This is a genomic window from Rhodococcus sp. T7, assembly GCF_009872365.1.
Taxonomy (GTDB): Bacteria; Actinomycetota; Actinomycetes; order Mycobacteriales; family Mycobacteriaceae; genus Rhodococcus_F.
Window position 1 is genome coordinate 48,948 of sequence record NZ_WXYH01000176.1, and the last position, 25,685, is coordinate 74,632.

The 25,685-nt window shown below is 66.4% G+C and carries 23 protein-coding genes; 11 read left to right on the forward strand and 12 right to left on the reverse strand.

Going from position 1 to position 25,685, the window contains the following annotated elements; translation table 11 throughout:
• Nucleotide 1 precedes the first annotated feature (1 nt).
• Together MLGJGCBP_RS18145 and MLGJGCBP_RS18150 are read right to left on the reverse strand one after the other, a co-directional pair.
• A complete protein-coding gene (locus tag MLGJGCBP_RS18145; RefSeq protein WP_160097430.1) occupies nucleotides 2-343 on the reverse strand; it encodes an AtuA-related protein in 342 nt (113 codons plus the stop codon).
• Nucleotides 344-347: 4 nt separating this feature from the next.
• Nucleotides 348-1,706, reverse strand: coding sequence for an acyclic terpene utilization AtuA family protein (locus tag MLGJGCBP_RS18150; RefSeq protein WP_160097432.1), 1,359 nt, complete (start codon nucleotides 1,704-1,706; stop codon nucleotides 348-350).
• 454 nt (nucleotides 1,707-2,160) lie between these two features.
• On the opposite strand from MLGJGCBP_RS18150, the gene MLGJGCBP_RS18155 reads away from it, so the two are divergent.
• The 3 genes from MLGJGCBP_RS18155 to MLGJGCBP_RS18165 all read left to right on the forward strand — a co-directional run bounded on the left by MLGJGCBP_RS18155 (nucleotide 2,161) and on the right by MLGJGCBP_RS18165 (nucleotide 5,216).
• Complete coding sequence (locus tag MLGJGCBP_RS18155) at nucleotides 2,161-3,513, forward strand: MFS transporter (protein ID WP_160097434.1); 1,353 nt, start codon at nucleotides 2,161-2,163, stop codon at nucleotides 3,511-3,513.
• 271 nt (nucleotides 3,514-3,784) lie between these two features.
• Nucleotides 3,785-4,678: an alpha/beta hydrolase gene (locus MLGJGCBP_RS18160; RefSeq protein WP_160097436.1), complete on the forward strand. Its 894-nt coding sequence runs from the start codon at nucleotides 3,785-3,787 to the stop codon at nucleotides 4,676-4,678.
• Between the two features lie 61 nt (nucleotides 4,679-4,739).
• Complete coding sequence (locus MLGJGCBP_RS18165; RefSeq protein WP_160097438.1) at nucleotides 4,740-5,216, forward strand: cupin domain-containing protein; 477 nt, start codon at nucleotides 4,740-4,742, stop codon at nucleotides 5,214-5,216.
• 11 nt (nucleotides 5,217-5,227) lie between these two features.
• Here the strand turns inward: MLGJGCBP_RS18165 and MLGJGCBP_RS18170 are convergent, their stop codons facing one another.
• Nucleotides 5,228-8,494: a protein kinase domain-containing protein gene (locus tag MLGJGCBP_RS18170; protein WP_160097440.1), complete on the reverse strand. Its 3,267-nt coding sequence runs from the start codon at nucleotides 8,492-8,494 to the stop codon at nucleotides 5,228-5,230.
• Between the two features lie 207 nt (nucleotides 8,495-8,701).
• Between MLGJGCBP_RS18170 and MLGJGCBP_RS18175 the strand changes: the two genes are divergently transcribed.
• Nucleotides 8,702-9,157: a MarR family winged helix-turn-helix transcriptional regulator gene (locus MLGJGCBP_RS18175; RefSeq protein ID WP_160097442.1), complete on the forward strand. Its 456-nt coding sequence runs from the start codon at nucleotides 8,702-8,704 to the stop codon at nucleotides 9,155-9,157.
• Nucleotides 9,141-10,577 carry an MFS transporter gene (locus MLGJGCBP_RS18180; RefSeq protein WP_160097444.1) on the forward strand — a complete coding sequence of 479 codons (1,437 nt, stop codon included), beginning with the start codon at nucleotides 9,141-9,143 and terminating at the stop codon, nucleotides 10,575-10,577. The genes MLGJGCBP_RS18175 and MLGJGCBP_RS18180 overlap by 17 nt, the downstream gene beginning before the upstream one ends.
• Here the strand turns inward: MLGJGCBP_RS18180 and MLGJGCBP_RS18185 are convergent.
• The 4 genes from MLGJGCBP_RS18185 to MLGJGCBP_RS18200 are packed head-to-tail and all read right to left on the reverse strand — an operon-like array spanning nucleotide 10,574 to nucleotide 14,677.
• Entirely contained in the window at nucleotides 10,574-11,770 is a 1,197-nt protein-coding gene (locus tag MLGJGCBP_RS18185; RefSeq protein WP_160097446.1) for an acetyl-CoA C-acetyltransferase, read from the reverse strand. The two genes, MLGJGCBP_RS18180 and MLGJGCBP_RS18185, sit on opposite strands and share 4 nt — an antisense overlap.
• Before the next feature lie 13 nt (nucleotides 11,771-11,783).
• Nucleotides 11,784-12,236 (reverse strand): MaoC family dehydratase, encoded by a 453-nt coding sequence (locus MLGJGCBP_RS18190; protein WP_087559376.1) that lies wholly within the window; start codon nucleotides 12,234-12,236, stop codon nucleotides 11,784-11,786.
• Nucleotides 12,237-12,280: 44 nt separating this feature from the next.
• Nucleotides 12,281-13,504 carry an acetyl-CoA C-acetyltransferase gene (locus MLGJGCBP_RS18195; protein WP_160097448.1) on the reverse strand — a complete coding sequence of 408 codons (1,224 nt, stop codon included), beginning with the start codon at nucleotides 13,502-13,504 and terminating at the stop codon, nucleotides 12,281-12,283.
• Between the two features lie 3 nt (nucleotides 13,505-13,507).
• Entirely contained in the window at nucleotides 13,508-14,677 is a 1,170-nt protein-coding gene (locus tag MLGJGCBP_RS18200) for an acyl-CoA dehydrogenase family protein (RefSeq protein WP_087559374.1), read from the reverse strand.
• Nucleotides 14,678-14,907: 230 nt separating this feature from the next.
• Here MLGJGCBP_RS18200 and MLGJGCBP_RS18205 point away from each other — a divergent pair, with 230 nt between their 5' ends.
• The 3 genes from MLGJGCBP_RS18205 to MLGJGCBP_RS18215 are packed head-to-tail and all read left to right on the forward strand — an operon-like array spanning nucleotide 14,908 to nucleotide 16,940.
• Nucleotides 14,908-15,273 (forward strand): AMP-binding enzyme, encoded by a 366-nt coding sequence (locus MLGJGCBP_RS18205; protein ID WP_160097450.1) that lies wholly within the window; start codon nucleotides 14,908-14,910, stop codon nucleotides 15,271-15,273.
• Nucleotides 15,270-16,013 (forward strand): 3-oxoacyl-ACP reductase FabG, encoded by a 744-nt coding sequence (gene fabG / locus MLGJGCBP_RS18210; protein WP_087559372.1) that lies wholly within the window; start codon nucleotides 15,270-15,272, stop codon nucleotides 16,011-16,013. The genes MLGJGCBP_RS18205 and fabG overlap by 4 nt, the downstream gene beginning before the upstream one ends.
• A gap of 57 nt (nucleotides 16,014-16,070) precedes the next feature.
• The gene (locus MLGJGCBP_RS18215; protein WP_087559371.1) at nucleotides 16,071-16,940 is read left to right on the forward strand and encodes a LysR family transcriptional regulator; all 870 of its coding nucleotides are present in this window, start codon (nucleotides 16,071-16,073) and stop codon (nucleotides 16,938-16,940) included.
• Here the strand turns inward: MLGJGCBP_RS18215 and MLGJGCBP_RS18220 are convergent.
• Together MLGJGCBP_RS18220 and MLGJGCBP_RS18225 are read right to left on the reverse strand one after the other, a co-directional pair.
• A complete protein-coding gene (locus MLGJGCBP_RS18220; protein ID WP_160097452.1) occupies nucleotides 16,880-17,773 on the reverse strand; it encodes a LysR family transcriptional regulator in 894 nt (297 codons plus the stop codon). The genes MLGJGCBP_RS18215 and MLGJGCBP_RS18220 overlap by 61 nt on opposite strands.
• A 32-nt stretch (nucleotides 17,774-17,805) precedes the next feature.
• Nucleotides 17,806-18,600 (reverse strand): N-acyl homoserine lactonase family protein, encoded by a 795-nt coding sequence (locus MLGJGCBP_RS18225; RefSeq protein WP_160097454.1) that lies wholly within the window; start codon nucleotides 18,598-18,600, stop codon nucleotides 17,806-17,808.
• A 140-nt stretch (nucleotides 18,601-18,740) separates the two neighbouring features.
• Here MLGJGCBP_RS18225 and MLGJGCBP_RS18230 point away from each other — a divergent pair, with 140 nt between their 5' ends.
• Entirely contained in the window at nucleotides 18,741-20,225 is a 1,485-nt protein-coding gene (locus tag MLGJGCBP_RS18230; RefSeq protein ID WP_160097456.1) for an aldehyde dehydrogenase family protein, read from the forward strand.
• Between the two features lie 37 nt (nucleotides 20,226-20,262).
• Nucleotides 20,263-21,381, forward strand: coding sequence for an NDMA-dependent alcohol dehydrogenase (locus MLGJGCBP_RS18235; protein ID WP_160097458.1), 1,119 nt, complete (start codon nucleotides 20,263-20,265; stop codon nucleotides 21,379-21,381).
• Nucleotides 21,382-21,441: 60 nt separating this feature from the next.
• On the opposite strand, the gene MLGJGCBP_RS18240 is transcribed toward MLGJGCBP_RS18235, so the two are convergent.
• Complete coding sequence (locus tag MLGJGCBP_RS18240; protein ID WP_160097460.1) at nucleotides 21,442-22,728, reverse strand: MFS transporter; 1,287 nt, start codon at nucleotides 22,726-22,728, stop codon at nucleotides 21,442-21,444.
• 252 nt (nucleotides 22,729-22,980) lie between these two features.
• On the opposite strand from MLGJGCBP_RS18240, the gene MLGJGCBP_RS18245 reads away from it, so the two are divergent.
• Entirely contained in the window at nucleotides 22,981-23,673 is a 693-nt protein-coding gene (locus tag MLGJGCBP_RS18245; protein ID WP_179220302.1) for a GntR family transcriptional regulator, read from the forward strand.
• A 21-nt stretch (nucleotides 23,674-23,694) separates the two neighbouring features.
• On the opposite strand, the gene MLGJGCBP_RS18250 is transcribed toward MLGJGCBP_RS18245, so the two are convergent.
• Complete coding sequence (locus tag MLGJGCBP_RS18250) at nucleotides 23,695-24,564, reverse strand: alpha/beta fold hydrolase (protein WP_328799557.1); 870 nt, start codon at nucleotides 24,562-24,564, stop codon at nucleotides 23,695-23,697.
• Between the two features lie 84 nt (nucleotides 24,565-24,648).
• Entirely contained in the window at nucleotides 24,649-25,614 is a 966-nt protein-coding gene (locus tag MLGJGCBP_RS18255) for an AraC family transcriptional regulator (protein WP_160097464.1), read from the reverse strand.
• Between the last annotated feature and the right edge of the window lie 71 nt (nucleotides 25,615-25,685).

Below are 25,685 nucleotides of genomic sequence, written 5' to 3' on the forward strand. Positions count from 1 at the left end.
ATCAGTGCATCAGTTGCAGATCGGACTCGGCGACCTCGAACTCGATGCGCAGCAGGGCCTGGCACATCGTCTTGCCGGTGAAGTCGGCGCGCAGGCTACGTGTGGCTCCGCCGCCGAGTGCATTGCGCAGGACGAAATTCATCGCTTTCAGGGTGTGCACCTCGTAGCGGTTCACCTCACCCTTGACCATCTCGCCGAAGAACTCCTTGACCACGTCTGCGGTCAGGTACTCCAGGATCAGCGGGTAAAAGCGCTTCTCCTTGGCTATGACAGCGATATTGCAGATGTCGCCCTTGTCGCCGGAGCGGGCGTAGGCGATGTTGTTCAAATGGATACGGCTCATGTGGTCACAGTTCCCTAGTCTCGACGGTCTGCGAGATCTCCTCGCGCGGAATCAAAGTCGGCCACAGTGCGAAAACCTCACGCGGCGGCGGAGTGTTGAGCTGGCCGGTCGATCCGATCGGGCCGGTGCCCATCAGCATCACGCATTCGCGAGCTACCTTCGCTGCCTCTGCACGCTCGGCGCACTTGGCCGCGACACGAACACGGACCTCGTTGATGTCCGGGTCCGGCGCGGGTGACGCCGACCAGTGGCACGAGTTGACACCGATCATGTCGAACCGGACTTCCTCGGCATCGAGGTTTACCATCTGCAGACGCTTCTTGATGATCTCGATCGACCGCTCGGCCTTTTCGACGGCGTCCGGCCAGGTCACCGACGACTCAGCCTCGCCGATGAAGCCGTCCATGTAAGCGATGCCCGCCTTGAGAGTGTCCGGACGTGGCTTGCCCTTGGCGCCCCATACCTTGACGCGGTCCTTGGCGACCTCGTCCATCTCGACATTGGTGAAATCCGTGATCACCTCAGGCATCAGGTAATTACCCGGGTCGTGCACTTCATACAGGAGGTGCTCGGTCAGGGTGACCTGGTTGACGACGCCGCCGGTGCCGTCCACTTTGGTGATGAACAGTTCACCGTTCTCGTTGACCTCGGCGATCGGGTAACCGATATTCCAGGGCTCGGGAACCTCGCGCCACAGGCTCGAGATCCCGCCGCTGCACGCCGCGCCGCACTCGATCAGATGTCCGGCGAGGATGCCGATCGCGAGGTTGTCCCACTCGTCCCATTTCCAGCCGAATTCGTGGACGAGCGGGGCCAGAATAGCCGCGTCGTCGGTGGCTCGATCGGAGATGATGATGTCACAGCCCGCTTCGAGCGCCTCCACGTAACCGTATGCGCCCGAGTAGACATACGATCCCACGATCTTGTCGCGCACGCGGCCGAGATCCGCGTCGCCGTTGTCGAGGTTGGTGAACTGGACGCCGTTGTCGAGCAGTTCCTCGACCTTGGCCTGAACGTCGTTGGTGGTGACGATACCGACCTTGAGCTTGGTGATCCCGATTTCCTTCGCGGTGGTGAGGATCGTGTCAGCACAGGCCTGCGGATTGGCGGCACCCGCGTTGGTCAGGATCTTTATGCCTTTTTCCAGACAGATCGGCAGCACGCCACGGACCACAGCCCGGATCGACGGGACATAGCCGCGCGACGCATCCTTGCGCTGCATCTTCTGCAGGGACGGGATGGTCGGCTCGCCCAGGAAGTCGTATGCGAGGTACTGCACGTCACCGTGCTTGGCGATCTCGACCGCAGGGTCCAGATTGTCGCCCCAGAATCCACTTCCAGATCCGATCCGAATCTTCTTCATACTGTGTCCTCTTCCATTGCTGAATGTGTCGCCTCGAGGGCCGCGGCCCGGCTCCGCTGAGAAGCTCGTCGATCTCGTCGTGATCCCTGCCAACGGGGCCGACCGCACACTGGACCGGCGGTCGCTCGCCGTCGTCCTTCATGCGAAGGTCGTCGCAGCATCTGCGGGTGTTCATCGCGATAGCCGGGATGTCTGCCTGACCGAGGACCTCGACCATTCGGCTGTCGAATTGGCGGCGAGCACCTTGTCTCCGAGTTTATGGCTCCCCCAATCGCCGATCAATTGACTTCTGACGAAGTTCGAATTCAGGTTTTCCGAAGGACCCTCTGATTTCCGTGGACCGAATTCGAACTTCGAGATTTTTCAGTCGATTCGACGCTGCCTCTGATGTTTCATGAGTGTGAGCCGAGTTACATTCCGGCTCACACTCATTCTCCCGACATGAAAGCAACACATGCCCAATTCGCTCACCCCCAGCGCGTCACCATCTCGTGGACCCGGTCTGGTGTTGGCTCTGTGTTTCGCCACCATTCTCGCTGACGGATACGACCTGATCGTCTTCGGTGCAACTCTGCCCTCGCTCATGCACCAGTGGGGATCGGAAAAGTCAGCACTGGCGGACGTTCACAGCATGACTCTGGGCGGACTGATGGTCGGCTTCCTCGTTGCAGGCACTCTCGCCGACCGCATCGGGAGGCGCGCCGTGATCTTGGCTGGTGTCACCTGGTTCTCATTGCTGTGCCTGGTGTGTGCGTTCGCGCCCAGCTTCACGGTATTCGGGATCGGCCGCGTTCTGTCTGGCGTCGGACTCGGTGCCGTCGTCCCGGCCGCGGTAGCCCTGGCCAGTGAGTTCGCAACCGCCCGGCGCAAGCAGCTGTTCAATGGAATCACCCTTACCGGATACCCGATCGGCGGTGTCCTCGCCACGATCGCCGCGCTGATCGTGCTTCCCGGTGCGGATGCGCTCGCGAAATCCACGCCACCTTCCGAGCAGTGGCGGATCCTGTATCTGCTTGGCGGTGCGCTGATCGTCCTCGTCCCGATCCTGTATTTCGCGCTCCCCGAATCGCCGAGCCTCCTCGTTGCGCGTGGCCGCGATGAGGAAGCACGCGAGGTCGCCAACCGGTTCGGCATTGAGCTCAATGCGGCAGACGCTCGTCCAGCAGATCAGGCTAAGGGCGGCATACGACTCCTTCTGTCGTCTCGATACCTGTCTGCCACTGTTATCTTTACGGCAGTGATGTTTTGCTGCCAGATTCTCGTCTACGGCCCGAACACCTGGCTGCCGAGTATGACCAAAGAGATGGGTTTCGTTGGTACACAGGGCACTCTGGCGCTGATGATGCTGCAGTTCGGTGCGGTCGTGGGCACGATCGTCGGCGCCTTGCTCGTGGACCGGGGTGGTGCGACGCGGACCATAGTCCCGTACTTTCTCCTCGGAGCCGTCGCTATGCTGGCCCTCGCGTTCGGTACCGAACTCGGTGCGGCCGGCCTCTTCGTCGCCGCTTTCGCAGCGGGCATCGGAACCGTCGGCACCAGCACACTCATGTACGGCGTGATCGCTGCACACTATCCGACAGCAATTCGCGGATCCGCAATCGGATTCTGCCTGGGCATCGGCCGACTCGGTGCGATTCTCGGCCCCCAGATCGGCGCTCTGTTCGCGACGCCACGCGCAGGCCTCCTCGCATTCATGATCCCATCTCTCGTCGGTGCCGTACTGATTCTCGTACTCGCCGCAAGCACACGGATTCGACAGGTGAGCGACAGCACCGAGGGCGAAGACTTGGTCGACAGCCGGGCATGAGGAGTGCCGGTCAGTGCAGACGGACGACAGACGTAGGTCCATGTCGGCATCGAACTGTTGGAAGGAGCCTCGGCAGGGGTGGTGACCACAGCCGAGGCTGTAGTCGAACGGCACGTGCGCGCAATGTTCGGGTCTCTCGACGAAATACGTGCAGAGATCGCTCGAGCTCCAGGGGCTTATCAGTGACGCACTTCACCAAAAATCCAGTGTGCGCCATGAACGTGGCATCGCATGGTTCGACCCACCGAGAAACGAAAGTCAGGTACCCACGATGTCGATCGAGTTCGTTGATCCCCTCCGCACGCTCTACCGGGATTGGGTCGCCCGCATGCAAGCCGACCCAGCGATGTCGGTACAGGTCATGCGCGATATGCAGGAGGGATGGCACACCGTCGCAACCGAACCGAAGGCGGTCAGCTACGAGTCGGTCGACATCGACGGACTCTCCGCCGTATGGAGCATTCCGGCGGACGCCGATCCGGCAACGGTCGTCCTCTACTTCCACGGCGGGGGTTTCGTCACCGGATCTCCCCACTCGCATCGGAAGATGGCCGGTCACCTCGCAAGAGAAATCGGTTCTCGCGTTCTCCTCGTCGACTATCGACGCGCGCCGGAGCACGCTTATCCCGCTCAGGTCCACGATGGGGTCACGGCGTTTCTGTGGCTGATCGATCAGGGCTTCGCGCCGAACCGGATTGTCAGTGCGGGTGACTCTGCAGGCGGGACACTCGCCCTCTCGCTCGTCGTAAGTCTCCGAACCCAAGGCCTACCGACTCCCGGGGCAGTGGTGACCTTCTCTCCCGGACTCGACTGGGACGGCGAATGGATGGTGAACGAAGAGAACGACATACTCGCGAGCAAGGCCATCATCGTGGCGATGGGCTCACTCGCCTTCGGTGATCGCAGCACCAAGGACCCGCTCTGCAACCCGACGTACGCCGATCTCGCTGGATTTCCGCCGGTGTACCTGTCGGCGGGCGGGCACGAGAATCTGCTCGGCGGTATACGGAAATTCGTCGAGGCGGCCGATGCCGCGGGCGTCGACGTGACACTCGACGTCGCTCCGAGCAGACAACATGTTCACACGTTCGCCGTGGGCAACGACCCCGAGGCCGACCGGACGATCACCGAATCCGCCGCATGGGCCCTCGAGCGGTTGGGCTGACAGCCGACCCCTTGTCTGTGTTCGATCACGTCACACTCACACCCAGGAAGAAAAGCGAAAGATGAAGCACCAGGCCCGACGTGTTGTCACCGGTCACGATTCGGACGGCCGCTCGGTCGTCCTTTCCGATTCGATCGCCGAAGCGTTCGAAGCGTCCCCTTCCGCATTCGCGACACGGCTGTGGGCCACCGACACGTTTCCGTCCGACAACACGGATCCGCGGGACGGAGCGGAGTTGATCGAGACGTTCTCGACCGCGGACGGAACCGCCTTCTACATCGTGGATTGGGCACCGAACAGTGAGTTCCCGTTCCACCGAACCCAGAGCCTCGACTACGGCGCCGTGATCAGCGGTCAACTCGAAGCAGTGCTGGATGGCGGAGACGTCGCGGTGTTGACCACCGGCGACACCATCGTCCAGCGCGGGACCATGCACGTCTGGCGCAACTCCACCGACCAATGGGCACGTACGGTGTTCGTTCTGGTCGGGACCTCACCGGTCACCGTCGGCAGACAAACCCTCGAACCCAATATGTAACTTGACCCGACCTACTCGTGCGTTCGTTCGACGACCCAGGCGGCGACCTGGGTGCGGGAGGTGAAGCCCAGTTTCGCGAGGATGTGCTCCACGTGGCCCTGTGCGGTGCGGGGTGAGATCACGAGGCGGTCGGCGATGGCCTGGTTGGTCAAGCCTTCGGCGATGAGGTCCGCGACTTGGAGTTCCCTCTTCGTCAGTTGCGCCGGCGTGTCGGTGTCGGGTGTGGAGACGCCGGACGGTTGCTCGTGCAGGGCGTAGGCGATGGCCGCGTCGAAGCCGAGTTGTTCGCCCTTGCGCTTGGCCGCTGCGAATGCTTTGTCGCCGAGTTTCTTCCGGGCCTTCTCGGCGCATTCTTCGTGGTAGACAATCAGGTTGGAATGGATGACAGCAGAACTGCCGATCGCCCGCGCCAGCTCGTCGGCGGCCCCGAGCAGCACGGCGGCCCGGAGTGCGTCATGCTGTTCGACGCCGATCCAGGCGAGGCCCGCGAGGCAGGATGCGACGACGCGGGGACTGCGCACCTGCTTGGTCAGCTCCAGCGCCTCGTCGAGGAGCCGGACGGCGCGATCCGCATCACCCTTCTGCCATTCGGCGATTCCCAAGGCCCACAGCGAATGAGACCGGTACATCTTCTCGCCGTACTTTTTCGTGATCGCAAGGATCCGCTCGTGGCGTTCGACGGCCTCCTCCGTCAGACCGGACAGCCCGTAGGCCGTCCCCAGCGGATACAGGGCAGCTACCGCGAGCGTTCGCTCTCCGCGTTCGCTGAACTCCGCAAATGCAGGTTCGAGGTGCGAGCGGGCGCGGACGGGATCCCCACCGAGGAGGGCCAGCATTCCGTCGGCGAAGGAAACGAACGCGCGCATCATGGGGTCGCTGGTCTGGGCGGCGAGCGTGCGTCCCTCCGCCACGAGCGCGGCCCCCGTCTCGAGATCGCCCTGGACGTTGGCCATCACGCTCGCGCAGTAGATTGCCTTGGCCCACTCGCGGGTGGGTGGCCCACTCTGGAGGGCGATCAGTTGCTCGAGCCATCGCCGACCCTCGTTGTAGATTCCCTGGGAACTCCAGAACAGGAACAGTGCGGCGGCGGTGCGGAGGCCGGCAGCGGGATCGTCGTCGACGTCGAATTCGAGGGCCTCGCGAAGATTCGGTTGCTCCCGCTTCAAGCGGGCGATCCAGTCCAGCTGGCGGGCGCTGATCCACTCCTTTTCCGATGCGAGCGCCAGCGCCTCGTACCAATTCCGATGGCGGCGGCGCAAAGTCACAGTCTCACCGGTTTGTTCCAGCTTCTCGTAGCCGTACTCGCGGAGGGTCTCGAGCATCCGGAACCGGACCACCGACCCGTGTTCCTCCCGGATCAGGATCGACTTGTCGGCCAGGGAGGTCAGCGTGTCGAGCAACTCGTCCGGGCCCAGACCGGCGCCGCAGACCTGCTCCGCGGCATCGAGTTCGAAGCTCCCCGCGAACACCGCCAACCGGCCCCACACCAGTTGCTCACCGGCGGTGCACAGTTCGAAACTCCAGTCCACCGACAACCGCAGCGTCTGCTGCCGCGTCGGGACACCCCGGCTGCCGCGGGACAGCAGGCTGTAGCGGTCGGTCAGCCGCTGCAGGATCTGCGCGGGCGACATCGCCCGCAACCGGGCGGCGGCCAATTCGATCGGCAACGGCAACCCGTCGAGACGGTGGCAGATCCCCGCCACCGCCGCCGCGTTCTCCTCGGTCAGCACGAACCCGGGAACCGCAGCAGCGGCGCGGTCGGCGAACAACGTCACCGCATCGTATTTCGGCAACCCCCGCAACGACGGCTGCCGGCCGGGATCCGGCAAGCCCAGCGGCGGCACCCGCAACACCGCCTCTCCCCCGATGACCAGGGGTTCGCGGCTGGTGGCCAGGATCCGCAACCGCGGGCAGGCCCGGAGCAGGAGGCCCACGAGGTCGGCCACCGCGTCCACCATCTGCTCGCAGTTGTCGAGGACCAACAGCACCTCCCTCGACGCGAGGAACTCGATCAACACCTCACGCAGCGGCCGCACCGACTGGTCCCGCACCCCCACCGCCGCGGCGACCGCATCGACCAGCGAGGACCCGTCGCGTAGTTCGCCCAGTTCGACCAACCGCGCACCGTCGCCGTACTCGCGTTGCACCGCCGCCGCGACCCGCATCGCCAGCCGCGTCTTGCCGACGCCGCCGATCCCGGTCAGCGTCACCAGCCGGGATCCGCCGAGCAGGTTCTTCGCCTCGGTGAGCTCGTGACGGCGGCCCACGAAACTGGTCAGCTCCAGTGGGAGGCTCCCCGTCGCGCCCAGCGACGCCGGGCCGTGCGACGACCGTCCGGGATGCGAGGACGGTTCCTCGCTATTGCCGTGCGCATCGGCCTCGGTGCGCAGCGCCATGTCGTCGACCGGGAGGTCGTGGTTGCGTTGTAGTTGCCGCAGTTCCTCGCCGAAGTCGGCGACGGTCGCCGGGCGCTGATCGGGCTCGCGGGACATCGCCCGGGCGATCACGCCGGACACGTCGTCCGGGATTCCGTGCTCCCGCAGATCGGGCACGGGTTGGGTGGTGCTCCGCAGGAACTGCGCGACCACCTGCTCTCCGCTGCGGCGTTCGAACGCGGCATGACCGGTCAGCGCACTGAACAACGTCGCCCCGAGACCGTAGACGTCCGCCGCCGGGCTCGGCGGGTCACCGGCGAGGACCTCCGGTGCGGTGTAGGCGGGTGACCCGGTGACGACGCCGGTTGCGGTCTCGAAGCCGCCGGTGATGTGCGCGATGCCGAAGTCCGTCAACTCCGGCTCGCCGTAATCGGAGAGCAGGATGTTCGCAGGCTTGATATCCCGGTGCAGGATCCCGAGCCGGTGCGCCGTCTCCACCGCGCCCGCCATCTTCACCCCCACCCGCAGCGCCTCGGTCAACGGCAACGGCCCGCGGCGACGGATGAGCGCGTCGAGAGAATCCTGCGGGTGATACGGCATCACGATGTAGGGAAGACCGCTCGCGGTCGCTCCGACCTGCAGAATGTTCACGATGTTCGGATGACCGGTCATCCGGCCCATCGCCCGCTGCTCCCGGAAGAACCGGGCCTTGTTCTCCTCGTCGAGTTCGACGGTGAGCACCTTCACCGCCACCGTACGATCCAGATCCGCCTGCGTGCAGCGGTAGACCACCCCGAAGCCGCCGCGCCCGATCTCCTGGGCGTCGTCGAAACCGGTGCCTGCCAGCTCCGCGGCCGGGGAGGGCGGGTACCGCTGCGTGTCGAGCGGATCACCTTCACCCATCGGACGGTCTACTTACTCCGTCGGCTCGTGCTGCTGCGCGCTGGTTCCGACGGCATGACCAGCGCGGATACAACCGGGACTCACCTCTCGATGGCGTGCTCTCAAGGATATCGCTGACGCTGTCCGCTGCGGGCGATCCTGCGGTTGCCGGTGTGAGCCTCCCCATTTAGACAACTAGATTGATCAATTTGGTTGTACGCTTCGCTCATGATCACCGAACAGGCCACCGCGCAGGTCCTTCGCGAAGCCCTGCGCCCGATCTGGCGACTGCTCACGTCGGGCAGGACGATGTCCGTGGGCAAGATAGGTGTGCTCGCATATCTGTCGAAGCACGGACGGACGTCGGCCTCGACCCTCGCGTCGTCCGAGAAAATCACTCCGCAGGCGATCGCGACGGCCGTGCGCGAACTCGAAGGCCTCGGCCTGGTGGCGCGCACTCCCGACGAGCAAGACCGGCGCCGGATCTGGATCGAACTCACCGATGCCGGGAGGGAGAGGCTGGCTCGGGAACGGTCGGAAGGTCTGGACTGGCTGAACCACGCCATCGCGGAGCGGCTGACGGCCGACGAGAAGCGGACCCTCGACTCCGTCGTCCCGATTCTGCGCAAACTGGTGGACGACGCCCCCACAGGCAAGTTGGTGGACGATGCATCCACCGACTGAATCCGCGACCAGTCCCCGGTTACTGCCCGCGCTCGCCTATGCCGCCCTGACCACCGCGGTCGTCAGTTCTCTCGGCATGCTGCTGGTGCCCACGATCTCCCAGGACATGCACGTCGAGGTGAGCACGGGACAGTGGATGCTCACCGTCAACCTCCTGGTCGGGGCGATCGCCACGCCGATCATGGGCCGGCTGAGCGACGGACCCCACAAGAAGCGCCTGCTCCTGTGCTCCCTGGCGACGATCCTCGTCGGTTCGATCATCGCCGCGTCGGCTCCCAACTTCACCGTGTTCCTGATCGGACGCGCACTGCAGGGACTCACGTACGGGATCGTTCCGGTGACGATCGCGCTCGCCCGCCGCTATCTCCCCGACAGTCAGGCCCGCGTCGGCATCTCCAGCCTGTCGGTGACCGTGACCACCGGACTCGGGCTCGGCTACCCCCTGACCGGCATCCTCGCCGACCTTCTCGGTTTCCGCTTCGCCTTCTGGTTCGCAGCGCTGTTTCTGATCACCACCATCATCGTCGTCTGGCGGGTGATTCCCGCGGGACCGGACGAGCGGGCACCTCGCTGCACTCTCGACGTCCCCGGCGCGCTGCTGGTGGGAACGGGTCTCGCGGCACTGCTCGTCGGTGTCAGCGAGGGCTCGCGGTGGGGATGGGCCTCTCCGTGGACCCTCGGATTCTTCGCCGCGGCGGCGATACTGCTGACGCTGTGGTGCGTCGTGGAACTGCGCACCGCGAATCCGCTGATCAACCTGCGGGTGTTGCGCAACGGCGACGTGCTGGTCGCGAACAGCACCGCGATCGGTCTCGGCGCCACGATGTACATCGGACTCTCGATCGGCAGCCTCATCGCCCAGGCGCCCGCCTCCACCGGATACGGCATCGCGCTGCCGCTGTTCTGGGCAGGATTCGTGATGCTTCCGCTGTCGGTGGCGAGTTTCGGCGCGAACCGACTCGTGCGCGCACTCTCACAGCGGGTACGCATGAGAACGCTGCTGCTCTCCGGCGCGGGCCTCGTGACGGCCTCGAGCGTGCTCCTCTGGTTCGCCCACGACGAACTGTGGGAAATCCTGACCGGCATGTTCGGGTTCGGGATGGGAATGGGTATGACGTACGCGGCGATGCCCGCCCTGATCGCCCGCAGCGTCGCGGACACCGAACTCGGCAGCGCCGCGAGCTTCAACCAGGTGCTGCGCACCGTCGGCGGTTCGTTCGGCAGCGCCGTCGCGGGTGCGGTGCTCGCCGCGAACCTGGCGCCGGACCTGCACCCCACCGAGGGCGGGATCAAGACCGCTCTCGCCGTCGGCGCCATCGGGTGCGCCATCGTCTTCGCGGCGCTGCTCGTCAACAACGTGATGTCGCATCCGCCGGCCCCGGCATCGGAACCGGCGGACGCCCGGGTCAGCCGGGCCTAGACACCCTCGACGACAGCGGCCATTCCCTGCCCGCCGCCGATGCACATGGTGACGAGCGCCTTGCCGCCGCCGCGCCGCTTCAACTCGTGTAGCGCGGTGGTCGTCATCCGTGCGCCCGTGGCGCCGATCGGGTGTCCGAGCGAGATGCCGGACCCGTTGACGTTGAGGCGGTCCCGGTCTTCGAAACCCCATTCCTTCAGGACCCCGAGCACCTGGCAGGCGAACGCCTCGTTCAGCTCGATCAGCGTGAAGTCGTCGAAGCTCGCACCGGTGCGGCGGAACAGCTTCGACGCGGCCGCGACCGGCCCGAGTCCCATCAGTGCCGGTTCGCACCCGGCGGCGGCCCACCCGGTGAGGAAACCCATCGGCTCGAGCCCGAGTTCGTCGAGTTTGTCCTCGGCGACGACGAGCATCGACGACGCCGCGTCGTTCTGCTGACTCGCGTTGCCCGCGGTGACGACACCGTCCTTGACGACACTGCGCAGCCGCGCCAGCGACTCGGCGGTGGTGTCCGGGCGGATGCCTTCGTCACGCGCCACCACGGAGACGTTGCCCTTGCGGTCGGTGATCTTCACTTCGATCACCTCGTCGTCGAACTTGCCTGCCTCCCAGGCGGCGTGGGCCTTGGCGTGGCTGTCGGCGGCGAACGCGTCGGACTCCTCGCGGCCGATTCCGCACCGTGTCGCGACGTTCTCGGCGGTCTCGATCATTCCGCTGATCTTCCCGAATCGCCATTCCGGCTGGGAACGCTCCCGGCCGCGGTCGAGGCGGTCGTAGAGGTTCAGCGATCCGGCGCGGGTGCCCCACCGGGCCCCGGTGGTGTAGTGCTCGATGTTGCTCATCGACTCGACACCACCGGCGAGGACGACGTCCGCGGCGCCGGTCTGCACCATCATCGACGCGGTCACGAGGGCCTGCAGTCCGGTGCCGCAGCGGCGGTCGGTCTGCAGTCCGGCGACGGAGATCGGCAGTCCCGCTTCGAGTGCGGCCCACCGTCCGATGCACGGGGCCTCGGAGTTGGCGTACGACTGCCCCATCGCGACGTCCTCGATGAGTTCGGGGTCGATGCCCGACCGTGCGACGGTCTCCTTGATGACGGCCGCCGCGAGGCTCTCCGCGGGCACGTCGCGCAGTCCGCCGCCGAAGCGGCCGACGGCGGTGCGGACGGGGGCGACCAGTGCTGCTCTTCGCATGTTGTTCCTCGTTTCAGGAGACCAGGACGCGGACGGTCTCGGCGACGCACGCCGGCTTGTCCTCGCCCTTGATCTCGATGGTGTACTTGACGACGACCTGCGCGCCCTGCTTCGTGTGCTCGAACGCCGCGATCTCGCCGCCGACCCGGATCGACGCCCCCACCTTCACCGGCTTCGGGAAGCGAACCTTGTTGAGGCCGTAGTTGATCGTCAGCTTCGTGCCCTCGACCCGCATCAGGTCGGCCCCGAGCTTCGGCAGCAACGACAGCGTGAGGTAGCCGTGGGCGATGGGGGCGCCGAACGGACCCTCGGCGGCCCGCTCGGGGTCGACGTGGATCCACTGGTGGTCGCCGGTGGCATCGGCGAACACGTTGACGCGGTCCTGGGTGATCTCGAACCAGTCACTGTGGCCGAGATGTTCGCCGACTGCGGCTTCGACGTCGTCGATGTTCTGAAATACGCGCATGAGCTCTCTTCGGGTCGGCCCGGTACCGGGCAGGGTGGGGACGGTCAGATGTTCACGTTCTCGAATACGGCTGCGATGCCCTGGCCGCCGCCGATGCACATCGTCTCGATGCCGTAGCGGGCCTGCCGACGGTCGAGTTCCCGGACCAGGTTGGCCAGGATGCGGCCGCCGGTGGCGCCGACGGGGTGGCCGAGGGAGATGCCGGATCCGTTGACATTGAATCGGTCTCGCATGTCGGACTCGTCGAACTTCCACTCCCGTGCACACGCCAGCACCTGCGCCGCGAACGCCTCGTTGATCTCGAGGAGATCGATGTCGTTCAGGGTGAGCTTCGCCCGGGTGAGGGCCTTGTCCACGGCCGGGACCGGGCCGATGCCCATCCGGTTCGGCTCGACGCCGGCGACGCCCCAGCTGACGAGCCGGGCGAACGGGCGCAGACCGAGACGTTCGGCGTTCTCGGGGGTGGTGACGATCGCGGCTGCGGCGGCATCGTTCTGGCCGCACGCGTTGCCCGCGGTCACGGTCGCCTCCGGGTCGACGCGCGACCGGATGGGCCGCAGCGCCGACAGCGATTCGACGGTGACGTCGCGGCGCGGGTGCTCGTCGGTGGTGTGGACAACGGGGTCCTTGCCGCGCTTGCCGGGCACCGTCACCGGGATCGTCTCGGCGTCGAACAGACCGCCGTCCTGCGCCCGGATCGCACGCACATGGGATTCGGCGGCGTACGCGTCCTGCTCCTCGCGGGTGATCGAGTACTCGCGGCGGAGGTTCTCCGCGGTTTCGATCATCCCGCCCTCGACGGGGAAGTTCACGCCGCCGGAGTTGGTGCGGGGCTTGGCGAGTCGATCGTGGAATTCCACCGATGCGCCCTTGACGCCCCAGCGCATCCCGGTGCTGTAGAACTCGGTCTGGCTCATCGACTCGGCGCCGCCCGCGATCACGAGATCGCTCATCCCGGTCTGCACCTGCATGGCCGCGTAGATCACGGCCTGGAGCCCGGAGCCGCACCGGCGGTCGAGCTGGATGCCGGGCACGGTGACGTCGAGACCGGCGTCGAGCGCAGCGATCCGGCCGATGGCCGCCGCCTCACCGTTGGCGTAGCCCTGACCGAAGATGACGTCGTCGATGTCCTCGGACGTCAGCGACGTCCGCTCGATCAGGCCCTTCAGCACCGTCGACGCGAGGGTGGTGACGGGGACGTCGCGGTAGATGCCGCCGAATCCCCCGACGGGGGTGCGGACGGGTTCACAGATCACTGCGTCGTACATGGGTCAGAGCGCTTTCTTGGCTTCGCGGACGAGGCCGCCGCCGATGATCAGGCGTTGGATCTCGCTGGTGCCCTCGTACAGGCGCAGCAGCCGGACCTCACGGTAGATCCGTTCCACCGGAACGTCTCTCATGTAGCCGGTTCCGCCGTGGACCTGCACCGCAAGGTCGGCGACCTTGCCGACCATTTCCGTGCAGTACAGCTTCGCGACGGACGGGGAGATCCGGCGGTCCTCGCCGCTGACGTACTTCTGCGCCGCGTCCCGGACCAGTGCGCGACCCGTGGACACACCCACCTGCTGGTCTGCGAGCATGGCCTGCACCAGCTGGAAGTCGCCGATCGGGGTGCCGCCCTGCTTCGTGACCGCCGCGAAGGCAACGGACTCGTCGAGCGCACGCTGGGCGCTGCCCACCGAGAGCGCCGCGATGTGGACGCGACCGCGGGCGAGAGACGTCATGGCGGCGCGGTAGCCGGCTTCCTCACTGCCGCCGACCAGCGCAGACTCACCGACGACGACGTCGTCGAACGCCACCTCGGACGTCCAGGCACCCTCCTGGCCCATCTTCTTGTCCTTCGGCCCGACCACGACACCGGCGGTGTCGGCGGGGACGAGGAACACCGCGATGCCGGTGCCGGTCTCGTCGGCGGGACGGGTGCGCGCGAACACGACGAACAGATCGGCCAGCGGCGCGTTGGTGATGAACCGCTTGGTGCCGTTGATCGTCCACTTGCCGTCCTTCAGGACGGCGCGCGTGGTCAGGCCCGCCGGGTTCGATCCGGCCTCCGGTTCGGTCAGCGCGAACGACGCGACCACGTCGCCGGACGCGATGCGCTCGAGCCATTCCGACTTCTGCTCGTCCGTACCGAAGTTCACCAGAACCTGGCCGGCGATCCCGTTGTTGGTGCCGAACATCGACCGCAACGCCAGGCTCGTGTACCCGAACTCCATAGCCATTTCGACGTCCTGCGTGAGGTCGAGTCCGAGCCCGCCCCACTGCTGCGGGATCGCGTACCCGAACAGACCCATCTCCGCCGCCTTACGGCGAATGTCGTCCGGAATCAGATCCTTTTCCGCGATTTCATTTTCCCTGGGAATTACTTCCTTCTGAATAAAGGTCCTCGTCTGCGCGAGAATGTCCTTGAAGTCTTCGTCACTCACTTCACGTTCAGCCATGAGGTGAATATCCAGCAACCGGGCCGCGCTGTCAAGCGCGCCCTCCGAACGAGAACTCGCAGCACAGAGGCTATTTACGACCCATAGGAAGAAGGCAACTGTCGGTTTCCCTCAGCGTCTTTGACCACGGCCGTCCGAGGCACTTGAATAGGTGTCGACCGCCCGGATTTCCATTTCGGGCATTTTCGCGAACAAGCAAACTCCCGGCGAGATGGAATTCGATATTCGACATGGTTGGCAGACCCGAGGATGCACTCCTCTACAAGGGCTACACCGTCGATCCGCAGGAACTCGAACAGTTGCTGCTGTCACGGCGGGGCGTTCTCGACGCCGTCGTGGTCGGCCGCTCCGTCCCCGGGGTCGGGGAGATGCCGGTCGCGTTCGTGGTGGCGGACACCGCGGCGCAGCCGAGCGCCGAGGAACTGATCGAGTTCGTGGCGGCCGCGGTGCCGCCGTACAAGAAGGTGCGGGAAGTGGTGTTCGTCGACGAGTTGCCCCTGTCCCCGCGGGGTGCGGTCCTGCGGTCCGCGCTGCGCGACCGCCTGAATCCGCATGCCGAAGACGTTCGTACAACTGAGGAAGGAACACACACATGACACTTCTCGAGGGACGGGTCGCCGTCGTCACGGGCGCTGCCCAGGGCATCGGTTTCGAGATGGCCAGGAAGTTCGCGAGCGAGGGCGCATCGGTCGTCCTCGGCGACATGCACGCCGAGAACGTGAAGGGCGCCGCCGCCAAGCTCGAGGCCGACGGCTTCCAGGCCGTCGCCGTGGCCTGTGACGTGACCGATCCGGAGCAGATGCAGAATCTGGGCAAGACGGCGCTCGACAGTTTCGGTGCGATGGACGTGTGGGTCAACAACGCCGGCATCACCCGCGACGCGACGCTGCGCAAGATGTCGCTCGCCGATTTCCGCTCCGTCATCGACGTGCACCTGCAGGGCGCGTGGCTGGGCACCCAGATCGCGTCGATCGCGATGCGTGAGGCGGGCAAGGGCTCCATCGTGAACATCTCGTCGATCTCGGGCAAGGTCGGGATGGTCGGGCAGACCAACTACAGCGCCGCGAAGGCCGGCATGGTGGGCCTGACCAAGGCCGCCGCGAAGGAGGTCGCCCACCTCGGGGTCCGGGTCAACGCGATCCAGCCCGGCGTGGTCAACACCGACATGATCCGGGCCCTGCGCGCCGACATCATCGAGGCGAAGCTCAAGGAGGTCCCGATGGGCCGCGGCGCCGAGCCCGAGGAGATCGCAAACGTTGCACTGTTCCTCGCGTCCGACCTGTCCAGCTACATGACGGGCACCGTCCTCGAAGTCACCGGCGGACGTCACATCTGACAACCGGCGCAGTTCTACACCGGCGGGTCGCCGCGTTCCAGGCAGTAGTCTTCACTGGTGGAGTCGCGTCACGTGGAGTACTTTCTCGCCACCGTCGACAACGACGGCCTTGCGCTCGCGGCCGAGGCCCTGGGCGTCACGAAGCCGTCGTTGTCGAAGGGGCTGCGCAATCTCGAGCGTGACCTCGGTGTCGACCTGTTCCATCGCGTGGGCCGCGGCCTGGTGCTGAGCGCGGCGGGAAAGGCGTTCGTCGGCCCTGCCCGGCAGATCGTGCGTGATCTGGTGGCCGCCGAGAGTTCGCTCGTCGACGTCTCGGGTCTGCCGCGCGGCCGCCTCGACATCTGCGCGTCGGCGCACGTCGCGGAAGGCCCTGTCACGGAACTGATCGGGTCCTTCCGTAAGCAGTATCCGGGTGTCGTCGTCCGGCTCGCCGACCTGCGTCCGGTCGACGTCGTCGCGTCGCTGATCCGGGACGGGCACTGCGAGATTGCCTTCAGTCATTTCCCCTTTTCCGCACCGGGATTGACGACGCGCGTCCTCGGAATCCACGAATACTGGCTGGTGGTTCCGCACGACGCCGAGATCGTGTGGCGAGATCCGTTCCCGCTCGACGACCTTCCGGACATTCCCGTGGTGGGCCTGCCCAAGGAGTCGTCTTCGCGCACCGTCATCGAGAAGGCGCTGCAGGCCGCGGGGAGCCGGACGACCATGTCGGCCGTCGTCGAGCAGCGGGAAGCCGTCAGCGCATTCGTCGTCGAGGGTGTCGGAATGTCGTTCATGGAACGCACCCTTGCGGAACGGGCCGCCGGCGGCGGAGCACGAATCTGCCCACTCGACCCGCCGATCACCGTCCCGTACGGGGTGATCTACGACGAGGCCAGGCTGTCGCCTGCCGGACGCGCGTTCCTCGACACGCTCGCGCCGTGAGTCTCGTCGAGCGCCGTGATGAATGCCGCCGCGGCAGGCGGAAGCGGATCCGGCCTGTGAACGATCCCGACCGTGCGCACCTCGGGCGGCGCGAGCGAGCGGACCACCACACCCGGTAGTTCCTGCTCGGCGACGCGACGCGGGAGCAGGGTCGCCCCCGCCCCCTGGACCACCAGTTCCCACATCGACTGGCGATGCGCACATTCGACGGCGATGTTGTTCACCGGCAGTCGTGGGCGCGACCCGATCTCGACGATCATCGGAATGTCGGCGAGCAGGCTGACGGGCACCGGATCGGGGAGTTCGATCGCCAGATCGGCGTGCAGCGCGAGCACGATCTCCTGGTCGCCCACCGTCCGGAACTCGAGGCCCTGCTGGTCGACGAGCAGTTCGGTGAGCCCGAGGTCGCACTCCCCCGACCGGACCGCGCGGCCGACGCCGTCGGGACCGTCCGCCGACACCGTGGCCAGGACCACACTCGGAAACTGTCGGTGGAACCGGCCGACGAGGCGAGGAAGCGGATCGGCGGCAAGCGAATTGAGCACCGCGATCGTGAGCGTTCCGGACCGCAGTTCGGCAACGTCGTGCACGACGGCCCGCGCCCGCGCGACATCCGCGAGCACCTGGCGCGCCGCGTGCGCGAACGACGCGCCCGCCGGGGTGATCCGCAGTTTCCGTCCCCGTCGATCGAACAGTTCGACACCCAGATCGCGTTCGAGAGTGCGGATCGCCTGCGACAGCGACGGCTGCGCGATGAACAGCGCTCGCGCAGCTTCGGTGACGCTGCCGTGATCGGCCACGGCGACCAGGTATTCGGCGTCCCGGATGTCCACCACCCGAGTCTAGCGACCACGGGGTCCGGGACCTAGACGACCTGCCGTCCGTTGGCGCGGAGGCGGTTCCAGTCGTCGATGTCGTGATTGACCACCACGGTCGTGTTGGGCTGACTGCGAAGCAGTTTGAGCTTCTTCAGCGATTCGATCGCGCCGACGGTATCGGAGTCGGCAGGCATGCCGACGCAGCAGCTGATGTTGTCCTGGATGTGCGCGACGTCGCCGGACAGGACCAGCGTGCTGCCGTCCGGCAGGCGGAGTTTCAGCCCGAGCGAACCCGGCGTGTGTCCGGGCATCGAGAGCACGACGACGCTGCCGTCACCGAACACGTCGTGGTCGTATCCGGCAGGCACTTCGCACCAGTCGATCCGATCGGCCGCGTCGAGGTCTTCCTGCCGAAAGAAGCCCTTGACGTGATTGTCGGGTGTGCGCGCGTACCGGAGCTCTCCGGATCCGACGTATCCCTGCGCGCCGGCGAAATGCTCCAGGCCGCCGGTGTGATCGAAATGCAGATGCGAGATCACCACCCGCTTCACGTCGGCCGTGGAGAATCCGAGCGACTCCAGCTGACGATCGAGGGCACGCTCGGCCGGGAATTCGATCATGAACAGCTCCGCGAGTGGGCCGTAGGTGGACGCGGGATCGCCTGCACCGGCGAGGCCCGTGTCGAAGAGGAGCAGTCCGTGCTCCGCGTGCTCGATCAGGAACGAGGGCGAGGGCAGCAACACCAGTTCACCGCCCGCACCGAGGATCATGATGCTTTTGTCGACTTTCAGCATCGGTGCGTCGAGCGCCCACAAATGCTCGATGGTGCCGGAACTGGCCACGTCGTGCCTCCTCGCAAAGGGGAAGTCGCGGCACCGTGTGAGCCGCGTCACGCATGATATACAAAGCACCGTACATCACAAGTGGTTTTATATATTCTGTACTATGTACTCACAGTGTGGGGACCAGCCGGAGGTAGCAGATGACATCGATCACGGGTGCTCAGGCACTGAAAGAACTCGTCGAGCCGGAACGACTCCTGATCGACGGTTCCTGGGTACCTGCGGCCGAGGGTGCGTCGTTCCCCGCGATCGATCCCGGCACCGGAGAACAGGTGGCCCGGGTGGCCGAAGGCACCGAGGCCGACGTCGACGCCGCGGTGGTCGCCGCGCGCCGCTCCTTCGACCACGGCCGCTGGCTGCGACTGTCGGGCCAGCAGCGGTCGCTGATCCTGTGGCGCATCGCCGACCTGCTGGAGAGCCGGGCCGACGACGTCGCCGCGCTGGAGAGCATGGACGCCGGCATGCCGGTCTCCCAGGCGCGACTCATGGTCGGTGAGGCCGTCAATCAGTTCCGATACTTCGCCGGCTGGGCAGACAAGATCGAGGGCAAGAGCGTCGAGATCGGCCCTGCCGAAATGCGATTCCAGGGATACACCCGCAAGGAAGCGGTCGGTGTGGCCGCACTGATCGTGCCGTGGAACGCGCCCGTGGTCGCGACCGCGCAGAAGCTGGCACCGGCGCTCGCTGCCGGATGCTCGTGTGTGCTCAAGCCCTCCGAGGAGGCGTCCCTCAGCGCGCTCGCCGTCGGCCGACTGCTCCTCGACGCCGGATTGCCGTCCGGCGTCGTCAACGTCGTCACCGGATTCGGGCCGCGGGTCGGTGCTCCGCTCGCCGCGCACCCCGGCGTCGACAAGGTGAGTTTCACCGGGTCGACGCAGGTCGGCAGGCAGATCGTGCACGCCGCCGCGGGCAACCTCAAGAAGGTGTCGCTCGAACTCGGCGGCAAGTCGGCGATGATCGTGTTGCCGGACGCGGATCTGGACAGCGTGATCCCCGGCGTCGCCACCGGAATCTTCTGGAACTCCGGCCAGATCTGCACCTCCGGATCCCGGCTGTTCGTCCACCGGGACATCGCCGACGAGGTGGCCGACGGGGTCGCCGAGTTCGGTCGAAACCTGAAGGTCGGCTACGGGACCGATCCGGACGCCGACCTCGGACCCCTCATCTCGCAGCGGCACCTCGACCGGGTGCACGGTTACGTCGAGAGCGGCGTCGCGGCCGGGGCACGGGTTGTCGCCGGCGGCAACCGGATCGGTGACACCGGCTACTTCTACGAGCCGACCGTGGTGGTCGACGCCGACCCGTCGATGGCGATGATCCGCGAAGAGATCTTCGGCCCGGTGCTCGGCGTCGTGAAGTTCACCGACCTCGACGACGCCGTCGCCGCCGCCAACGACACCGAGTACGGCCTCGCGGGCAGCGTCTGGACGAACGACGTCGCCCGCGCCCACTCGATCGCACATCGGCTGCGGGCGAGCCGAATCGGCATCAACGTCCACCGCGCGGGCGGTGTGCAGATGCCGGTCGGCGGATACAAGCAGTCCGGCTGGGGTCGCGAGAACGGCGCCGAGGCGCTCGCCGAGTACCTCGAGACGAAGTCCGTGGTCACCCGGCTCGCCGACTGACACGAGCACATCCCATTCACCAACCCCAAGGAGAAGCATGAGAACTCGCGGCGCAGTCATCCGGCAGGTCCCCGGCGAACTGGAGGTGATCGACCTCGAACTGGAAGATCCCCGCGACGACGAGGTCCAAGTCAAGCTCGTCGCGAGCGGCATGTGCCACTCCGACGACCACCACGTCACCGGGGACATCCCCGTCGGCATGTACCCGTTCGCGCTCGGTCACGAGGGCGCGGGCATCGTGACGAAGGCGTCCCCCAACTACAAGGGAATCGAGGTCGGCGACCACGTCGTCTTCTCCGCGATCCCGTCCTGTGGCCATTGCCGCTGGTGCTCGAGCAACCTGCAGAGCCTCTGCAATCTCGCCGCAGGCATCCTCGCAGGCCCGCGCTGGACGGACGGGACTTTCCGGGTGCGGACGACCGACGGGACCCCGGTCGGGCAGATGTGCGGCATCTCCACGTTTCTCGAGACGACGACGGTCTCCATCAACTCGGTCGTCAAGATCGACAAGGACATTCCGCTCGACAAGGCCTGCCTCGTCGGTTGTGGCGTGAGCACCGGCTGGGGATCGGCGGTGAACCTCGGCAACGTCGAACCGGGGCACACCGTCATCGTGATGGGCATCGGCGGACTCGGCTCCGCCGCATTGCAGGGCGCCCGGCACGCCGGCGCGTCGCACGTCATCGCCGTCGACCCCGTCGCCTTCAAGCGGGACAGCGCCAAGACGTTCGGTGCCACCCACGCCGTCGCGACCGTCGAGGAGGGAGCCGAACTCGCCAAGCAGTACACCAACGGTCAGGGCGCGGACGCCCTCGTCATCACCGTCGGTGTGCTCGAACCCGAGCACGTCGCCCAGGCACTCGCCTCGGTCCGCAAGGCGGGCACCGTCGTCGTCACCGCGGTCGGTGAGCATTCCCGCGTCGGTCTTCCGATCCCGGTCGCCGACCTCACCCTCTCCCAGAAGCGCCTGCAGGGTTGCGTCTTCGGCTCGACGAACGGCACGTGGGACGTCAATCGGCTGCTGAACATGTACAAGGCCGGACAGCTCAACCTCGACGACATGATCACGCGCACCTATCGGCTCGACGAGATCAACCAGGGCTACCGGGACCTGAAGAACGGCAAGAACATCCGGGGCGTCATCCTGTTCGACTGACCACCCGCACACACGAAGGGCCGCTCGGGAACTCCCGAGCGGCCCTTCTTCGTCCTGTGCCTACTCGGTAACGGCGAGCGCCGGGGACGTCCGGCTCGGCTCCCCGACGACCTGGCCCCGGGTGATGCGGGTGAGGGCGATCGCCGCGACGGCCGCGAGCACGAGTGGCACGATGACCGCGAGGTACATCGCGCGCGGTGTCATGACGCTGAGCGCGTATCCGGCGACGATCGGCGACAGAATGGCCCCTCCGCGGGCCACGCCCATCATCGCTCCGTAGCCCTTGGCGCGCGCGAGCACGGGGTACGCCGCCGTCGACGTGGAGGTGAACCCGGACATGGCCGCGAAGGTGCCTGCGCCGAGAAGCCCGGCCATGGCCAGTGCAAACGGTCCCTGCAGCGTGAGTGCGAACCCGGCAATTGCCACGGCGGACACGGCCGAGGTGATCACCGCGATCCGCGCGCCGGGGAACCGCAGCCCGAACGCACCGAACAGGCATCCTCCGACCACCGCACCGAAGCTGATCATGATGCCGGCCAGCGCACCGCTCCCCGCGTCACCACTGGCGTCCTTGATCAGTTGCGGCGTCCAGGTGCCGACGAAGTAGTACCCCGCGGTGAGCATCGAGTATCCGAACGTCAGGAGGAGGGTGCGCGATCGCAGTTCCCGGCCGAGCAGACGGACCTCGCTCTGCGGCGCTGGGATCGCCCGGTCGGGTGCCGTCTTCGTTCCCTTGCGGGCCAGAAAGTCATCCGATTCGCGGAGGAAGGCGGCGGTCACCACGAACGACAGGACGCCCAGCGCGGCGCCGATCCAGAACATGCCCTGCCACGCCCCGCCTGCCAGTGCCACGAGTCCGGCGCCCGCGAAGCCCGCGAGCGTCGTCCCGAGCGGATAGCCGACCATGACCAGGCCGAGCGCCACACTTCGCCGGTTTGGCGGGACGACCTCCTGGCAGAGGACGATGATGACGACGCTGATCGTGCCGATCGCGATGCCGGTGACGAAGCGGGTCACCAGGAGCATCGCGAAACCGTTCGACAGCGCCGACGCAGTCAGGCCCAGGGTGTTGGCCGCGAGGCCGACCAACAGGATGCGCCGCCTGCCGATGACGTCGGCGAAGCGGGCGAGGCCGATCGCGCCGACCGCCATCCCGGCGAGGGCGGCACTGATCAGGTAGCCCTTCTCCGGATTGGTCGCGAAGCCTTCCGGCAGGTGCGGCATCGCGAAACCCATCACGAGGACGTCGTATCCGTCCAGCATGTTGAGGAACATGCAGAAGACCACGGATGCAATCTGATACGGGCGCATCCCCACGCGCGACGCCCAATCCTTCGTTGTGCTCATCAGGTCCCTCTCGCTCGTAGCACCGACAGTCGGTGCGACACAGATCACACTCGGAACAATATATGATGTGTCGTGGATTATGTCGACTCCGAATTGTGATCGGCCCGACTGCGAGAAATTGCGGCGGAGGGTACGAGCGCTCCCGCGGCCGGGAATCGGGCATTTCCGGGTGCGGCTCCGGGCTGCGGTCGACCACGGGCGCGGATGGTACATTATGTCGAGTCTTTCGAATCCGGGAAGGTGCGACCGACGATGCCCCTGAATGACAGGTCAAGACGACAGCAACTGCCCGAGGAAGTTGCCACGTACGTCCGCGAGATGATCATCTCCGGCGAGGTGCGTGCCGGCGACTTCCTCCGCATCGAGCGGATCGCCGAAGCCGTGGGAGTCAGCACCACACCCGTCCGTGAGGGGCTCCTCGCCCTTCGCAGCGAAGGCTTCGTGGAGATGGTCCCCCGGCGCGGCTTCGTCGTGGCCCCGTTCACGAAGCAGGACGTGCGTGATCTGTTCTGGGCCCAGGCTCAGCTGGCCGCCGAACTGGCCGCACGCGCCGCGAAGAACATCACGCCCCAGCAGATCGCCGAGCTCGAGGGAATCCTGAAGGAGCACGAGGACGCCATCGCGCAGGGCGACACCGAGCGCATCTCGTCCCTCGGGCACGCGTTCCACCGAAAGATCAACCTGATCGCGGACTCGCCACGTCTCGCCCGCCTCCTCGGGTCCGTCGTCACGAATCTTCCGAACCGTTTCTACGCCACCATCGAGGGCCACATCACCACGACGCAGGAGGAACACCCTCTCCTGCTCGATGCGTTGAAGAAGCACGCAGGCAAGAGGGCGAAGACGATCATGGAGTCGCACATCCTGGACGGCGCCGATCACCTGATCGACGAACTCGAGCAGCGCGGGCTGTGGGATACCGATGCCGAGGCGAACGCGGGCTGATCACCTGCCATATCGTGCCAATCAGACCTGCTGACGCACCCGGCCGGCGAGAAAGTCCTGCAGGTGAGCGGTGAAGACGTCGTTGTCGTCGCCTGCGACCATGTGACCGGCACCGACCTCGACGACCTCCACGGTGGGCACCAGGTCGCGGATCTCGGCAGCCGCCTCCGCGGTGACGATGTCCGACTTCTTGCCGCGAACCAGCAGGGTGGGCACGGTGACGTTGCGGGCCGCCCGTGACAGCCGGTCGACGTCGAAGTTCGCACCGTCCGTCGTGAACTCGAGAAACCGCGGATCCCAGTGCCAATACCAGCGGCCGTCCGCCTGTTGCCGGAGATTCTTCTTCAGCCCGTCCAGGTTCCGGCGTCGTCGCGGCGCGGGTCGGTAGGCGTCGACGGCTGCGGCGACGTCCTCGAGTGTGGCGAACCCGTCCGGTGCGCCGGCCATGAAGTCCTTCACCCGCTCCCGCCCGTCCGGGTCCACCCGGTGCGCGATGTCCACGAGCACCAGACCCGCCACCGATCCGGGCCGCTCACCCACGGCCGCGAGCGCCGTCCGTCCGCCCAGGGACGCCCCGACGACGACGGGAGCCGTGCCGATCTGCGCGATCGTCGCATGGAGGTCGGCGACGAAGAAGTCCAGCGTGTAGCCGGCCTGCGACCATGCACTGTCGCCGTGCCCGCGGGCATCCAGGGTGATCGCCTGCCACCCCGCGCCCGCCAGGCGTCGCGCGGTGCGCTCCCAGGAGTGCCGCGTCTGACCGCCGCCGTGCAACAGCAGCACAGTTCCCCGGTCCTGGGACGTGGACGCCCACCGGTCGCCGATCAGCTTGTCGCCGTGGGCGCCCCGGAACTCCAGAGCCTCTCGCCGGATAGATTCCGCCACGGTCACGCCGCCTCCCGCCACAGTGTGAAACATTATATATAGTGATCTCACCGTACACGCACCGGGCGAATCGGCGCGTGGGACCCCGACTCAGCGTTGTGAGCGCAGCACGGTCTCCGAGGGAAGGAATCCGAACCGGGCCCGATACTGCTGAGCGAACCTGCCGGGATGGTAAAAGCCCCAGCGCGCGGCGATGTCCGTGACGGAACCCGAAGAGCCACACGCAAGATCGAGGTGGACCCGATCGAGTCGGACGCCGCGGAGATAGGCGGTCGGCGACATCCCGACCACTTCACGGAAGCCTGCCTGCAGGGCGCGTTCGCTCACTCCGGCCATCGACGCGAGATCGGCCGTGGTGATGTCGTCTTCCGGATGCCGGTCGACGTAGTCCACGATCTCGCGGATCTTGGACCGCCGGGTATGGGCGGGTTTTCCGTGCAACTCCGGGGTGAGCTGACTCGGCACCGTCATGAGCAATTGAGTCATGAGGGCCGATTCGAGTTCGTGGCAGGCAGCGGGCGTGGTGGAGATGCCGTCCGGCCGGGAGAGCTCCGCATACAGGAACCCGGCGGTCGCGACGAGCGCCTGCGCGGCGCTGGACCCCAGATCGAACGTCAGATCGAAGCGGATCTCTTCCCCGATCGGGCGGCCCGTCAGTTTCGCCGCGTGCGCCTCGAGCGGGTCCTTCGGCAGCTTGATGTGGTACTGCCACGAATCCGCACTCCACTGCACCAGCACGGGCGCCTGCGGCCCGAAGGCCACACCCGCCTCCCCGGCGACGAAGCTCCGGCGCACGCCGCCCTGCTCGACCGTGCTCGCACCGGTGACGGGCAGATTGATGTGGTAGCAGAGACGCATCGGCGGCCCGTGCAGGGTCACCGCGGCTCCGTACGACATCCGGCCGATCGTCAAGCGCGGGGCCGGCGCGAGATCCAGTCGGAAATCCACGTCCCGATCGTCCGGAACGTGCACGTCGTGACCCGCGAACGCCTTCGTGACCTGGGCGTGCGCGGCATCGAGATCCGCCGTGCGGAAGTTCAGCTGTCGGTCGCTCACGCGCCGCCACCTCCTGAGACCCGGCGTGGCCGGATTTCACCCACGCCGTCGTAGTACCGAGGGAAATAATA

Bases quoted from the DNA above. Each gene is read 5' to 3' on its own strand.
- MLGJGCBP_RS18145 (WP_160097430.1), bottom strand. From the start codon at position 343: ATGAGCCGTATCCATTTGAACAACATCGCCTACGCCCGCTCCGGCGAC.
- fabG (WP_087559372.1), top strand. From the start codon at position 15,270: ATGACACTTCTCGAGGGACGGGTCGCCGTCGTCACGGGCGCTGCCCAG.
- MLGJGCBP_RS18245 (WP_179220302.1), top strand. From the start codon at position 22,981: ATGCCCCTGAATGACAGGTCAAGACGACAGCAACTGCCCGAGGAAGTT.
- MLGJGCBP_RS18205 (WP_160097450.1), top strand. From the start codon at position 14,908: ATGGTTGGCAGACCCGAGGATGCACTCCTCTACAAGGGCTACACCGTC.
- MLGJGCBP_RS18190 (WP_087559376.1), bottom strand. From the start codon at position 12,236: ATGCGCGTATTTCAGAACATCGACGACGTCGAAGCCGCAGTCGGCGAA.
- MLGJGCBP_RS18230 (WP_160097456.1), top strand. From the start codon at position 18,741: ATGACATCGATCACGGGTGCTCAGGCACTGAAAGAACTCGTCGAGCCG.
- MLGJGCBP_RS18175 (WP_160097442.1), top strand. From the start codon at position 8,702: ATGATCACCGAACAGGCCACCGCGCAGGTCCTTCGCGAAGCCCTGCGC.
- MLGJGCBP_RS18200 (WP_087559374.1), bottom strand. From the start codon at position 14,677: ATGGCTGAACGTGAAGTGAGTGACGAAGACTTCAAGGACATTCTCGCG.
- MLGJGCBP_RS18160 (WP_160097436.1), top strand. From the start codon at position 3,785: ATGTCGATCGAGTTCGTTGATCCCCTCCGCACGCTCTACCGGGATTGG.
- MLGJGCBP_RS18150 (WP_160097432.1), bottom strand. From the start codon at position 1,706: ATGAAGAAGATTCGGATCGGATCTGGAAGTGGATTCTGGGGCGACAAT.
- MLGJGCBP_RS18195 (WP_160097448.1), bottom strand. From the start codon at position 13,504: ATGTACGACGCAGTGATCTGTGAACCCGTCCGCACCCCCGTCGGGGGA.
- MLGJGCBP_RS18240 (WP_160097460.1), bottom strand. From the start codon at position 22,728: ATGAGCACAACGAAGGATTGGGCGTCGCGCGTGGGGATGCGCCCGTAT.
- MLGJGCBP_RS18235 (WP_160097458.1), top strand. From the start codon at position 20,263: ATGAGAACTCGCGGCGCAGTCATCCGGCAGGTCCCCGGCGAACTGGAG.
- MLGJGCBP_RS18170 (WP_160097440.1), bottom strand. From the start codon at position 8,494: ATGGGTGAAGGTGATCCGCTCGACACGCAGCGGTACCCGCCCTCCCCG.
- MLGJGCBP_RS18185 (WP_160097446.1), bottom strand. From the start codon at position 11,770: ATGCGAAGAGCAGCACTGGTCGCCCCCGTCCGCACCGCCGTCGGCCGC.
- MLGJGCBP_RS18165 (WP_160097438.1), top strand. From the start codon at position 4,740: ATGAAGCACCAGGCCCGACGTGTTGTCACCGGTCACGATTCGGACGGC.
- MLGJGCBP_RS18180 (WP_160097444.1), top strand. From the start codon at position 9,141: ATGCATCCACCGACTGAATCCGCGACCAGTCCCCGGTTACTGCCCGCG.
- MLGJGCBP_RS18155 (WP_160097434.1), top strand. From the start codon at position 2,161: ATGCCCAATTCGCTCACCCCCAGCGCGTCACCATCTCGTGGACCCGGT.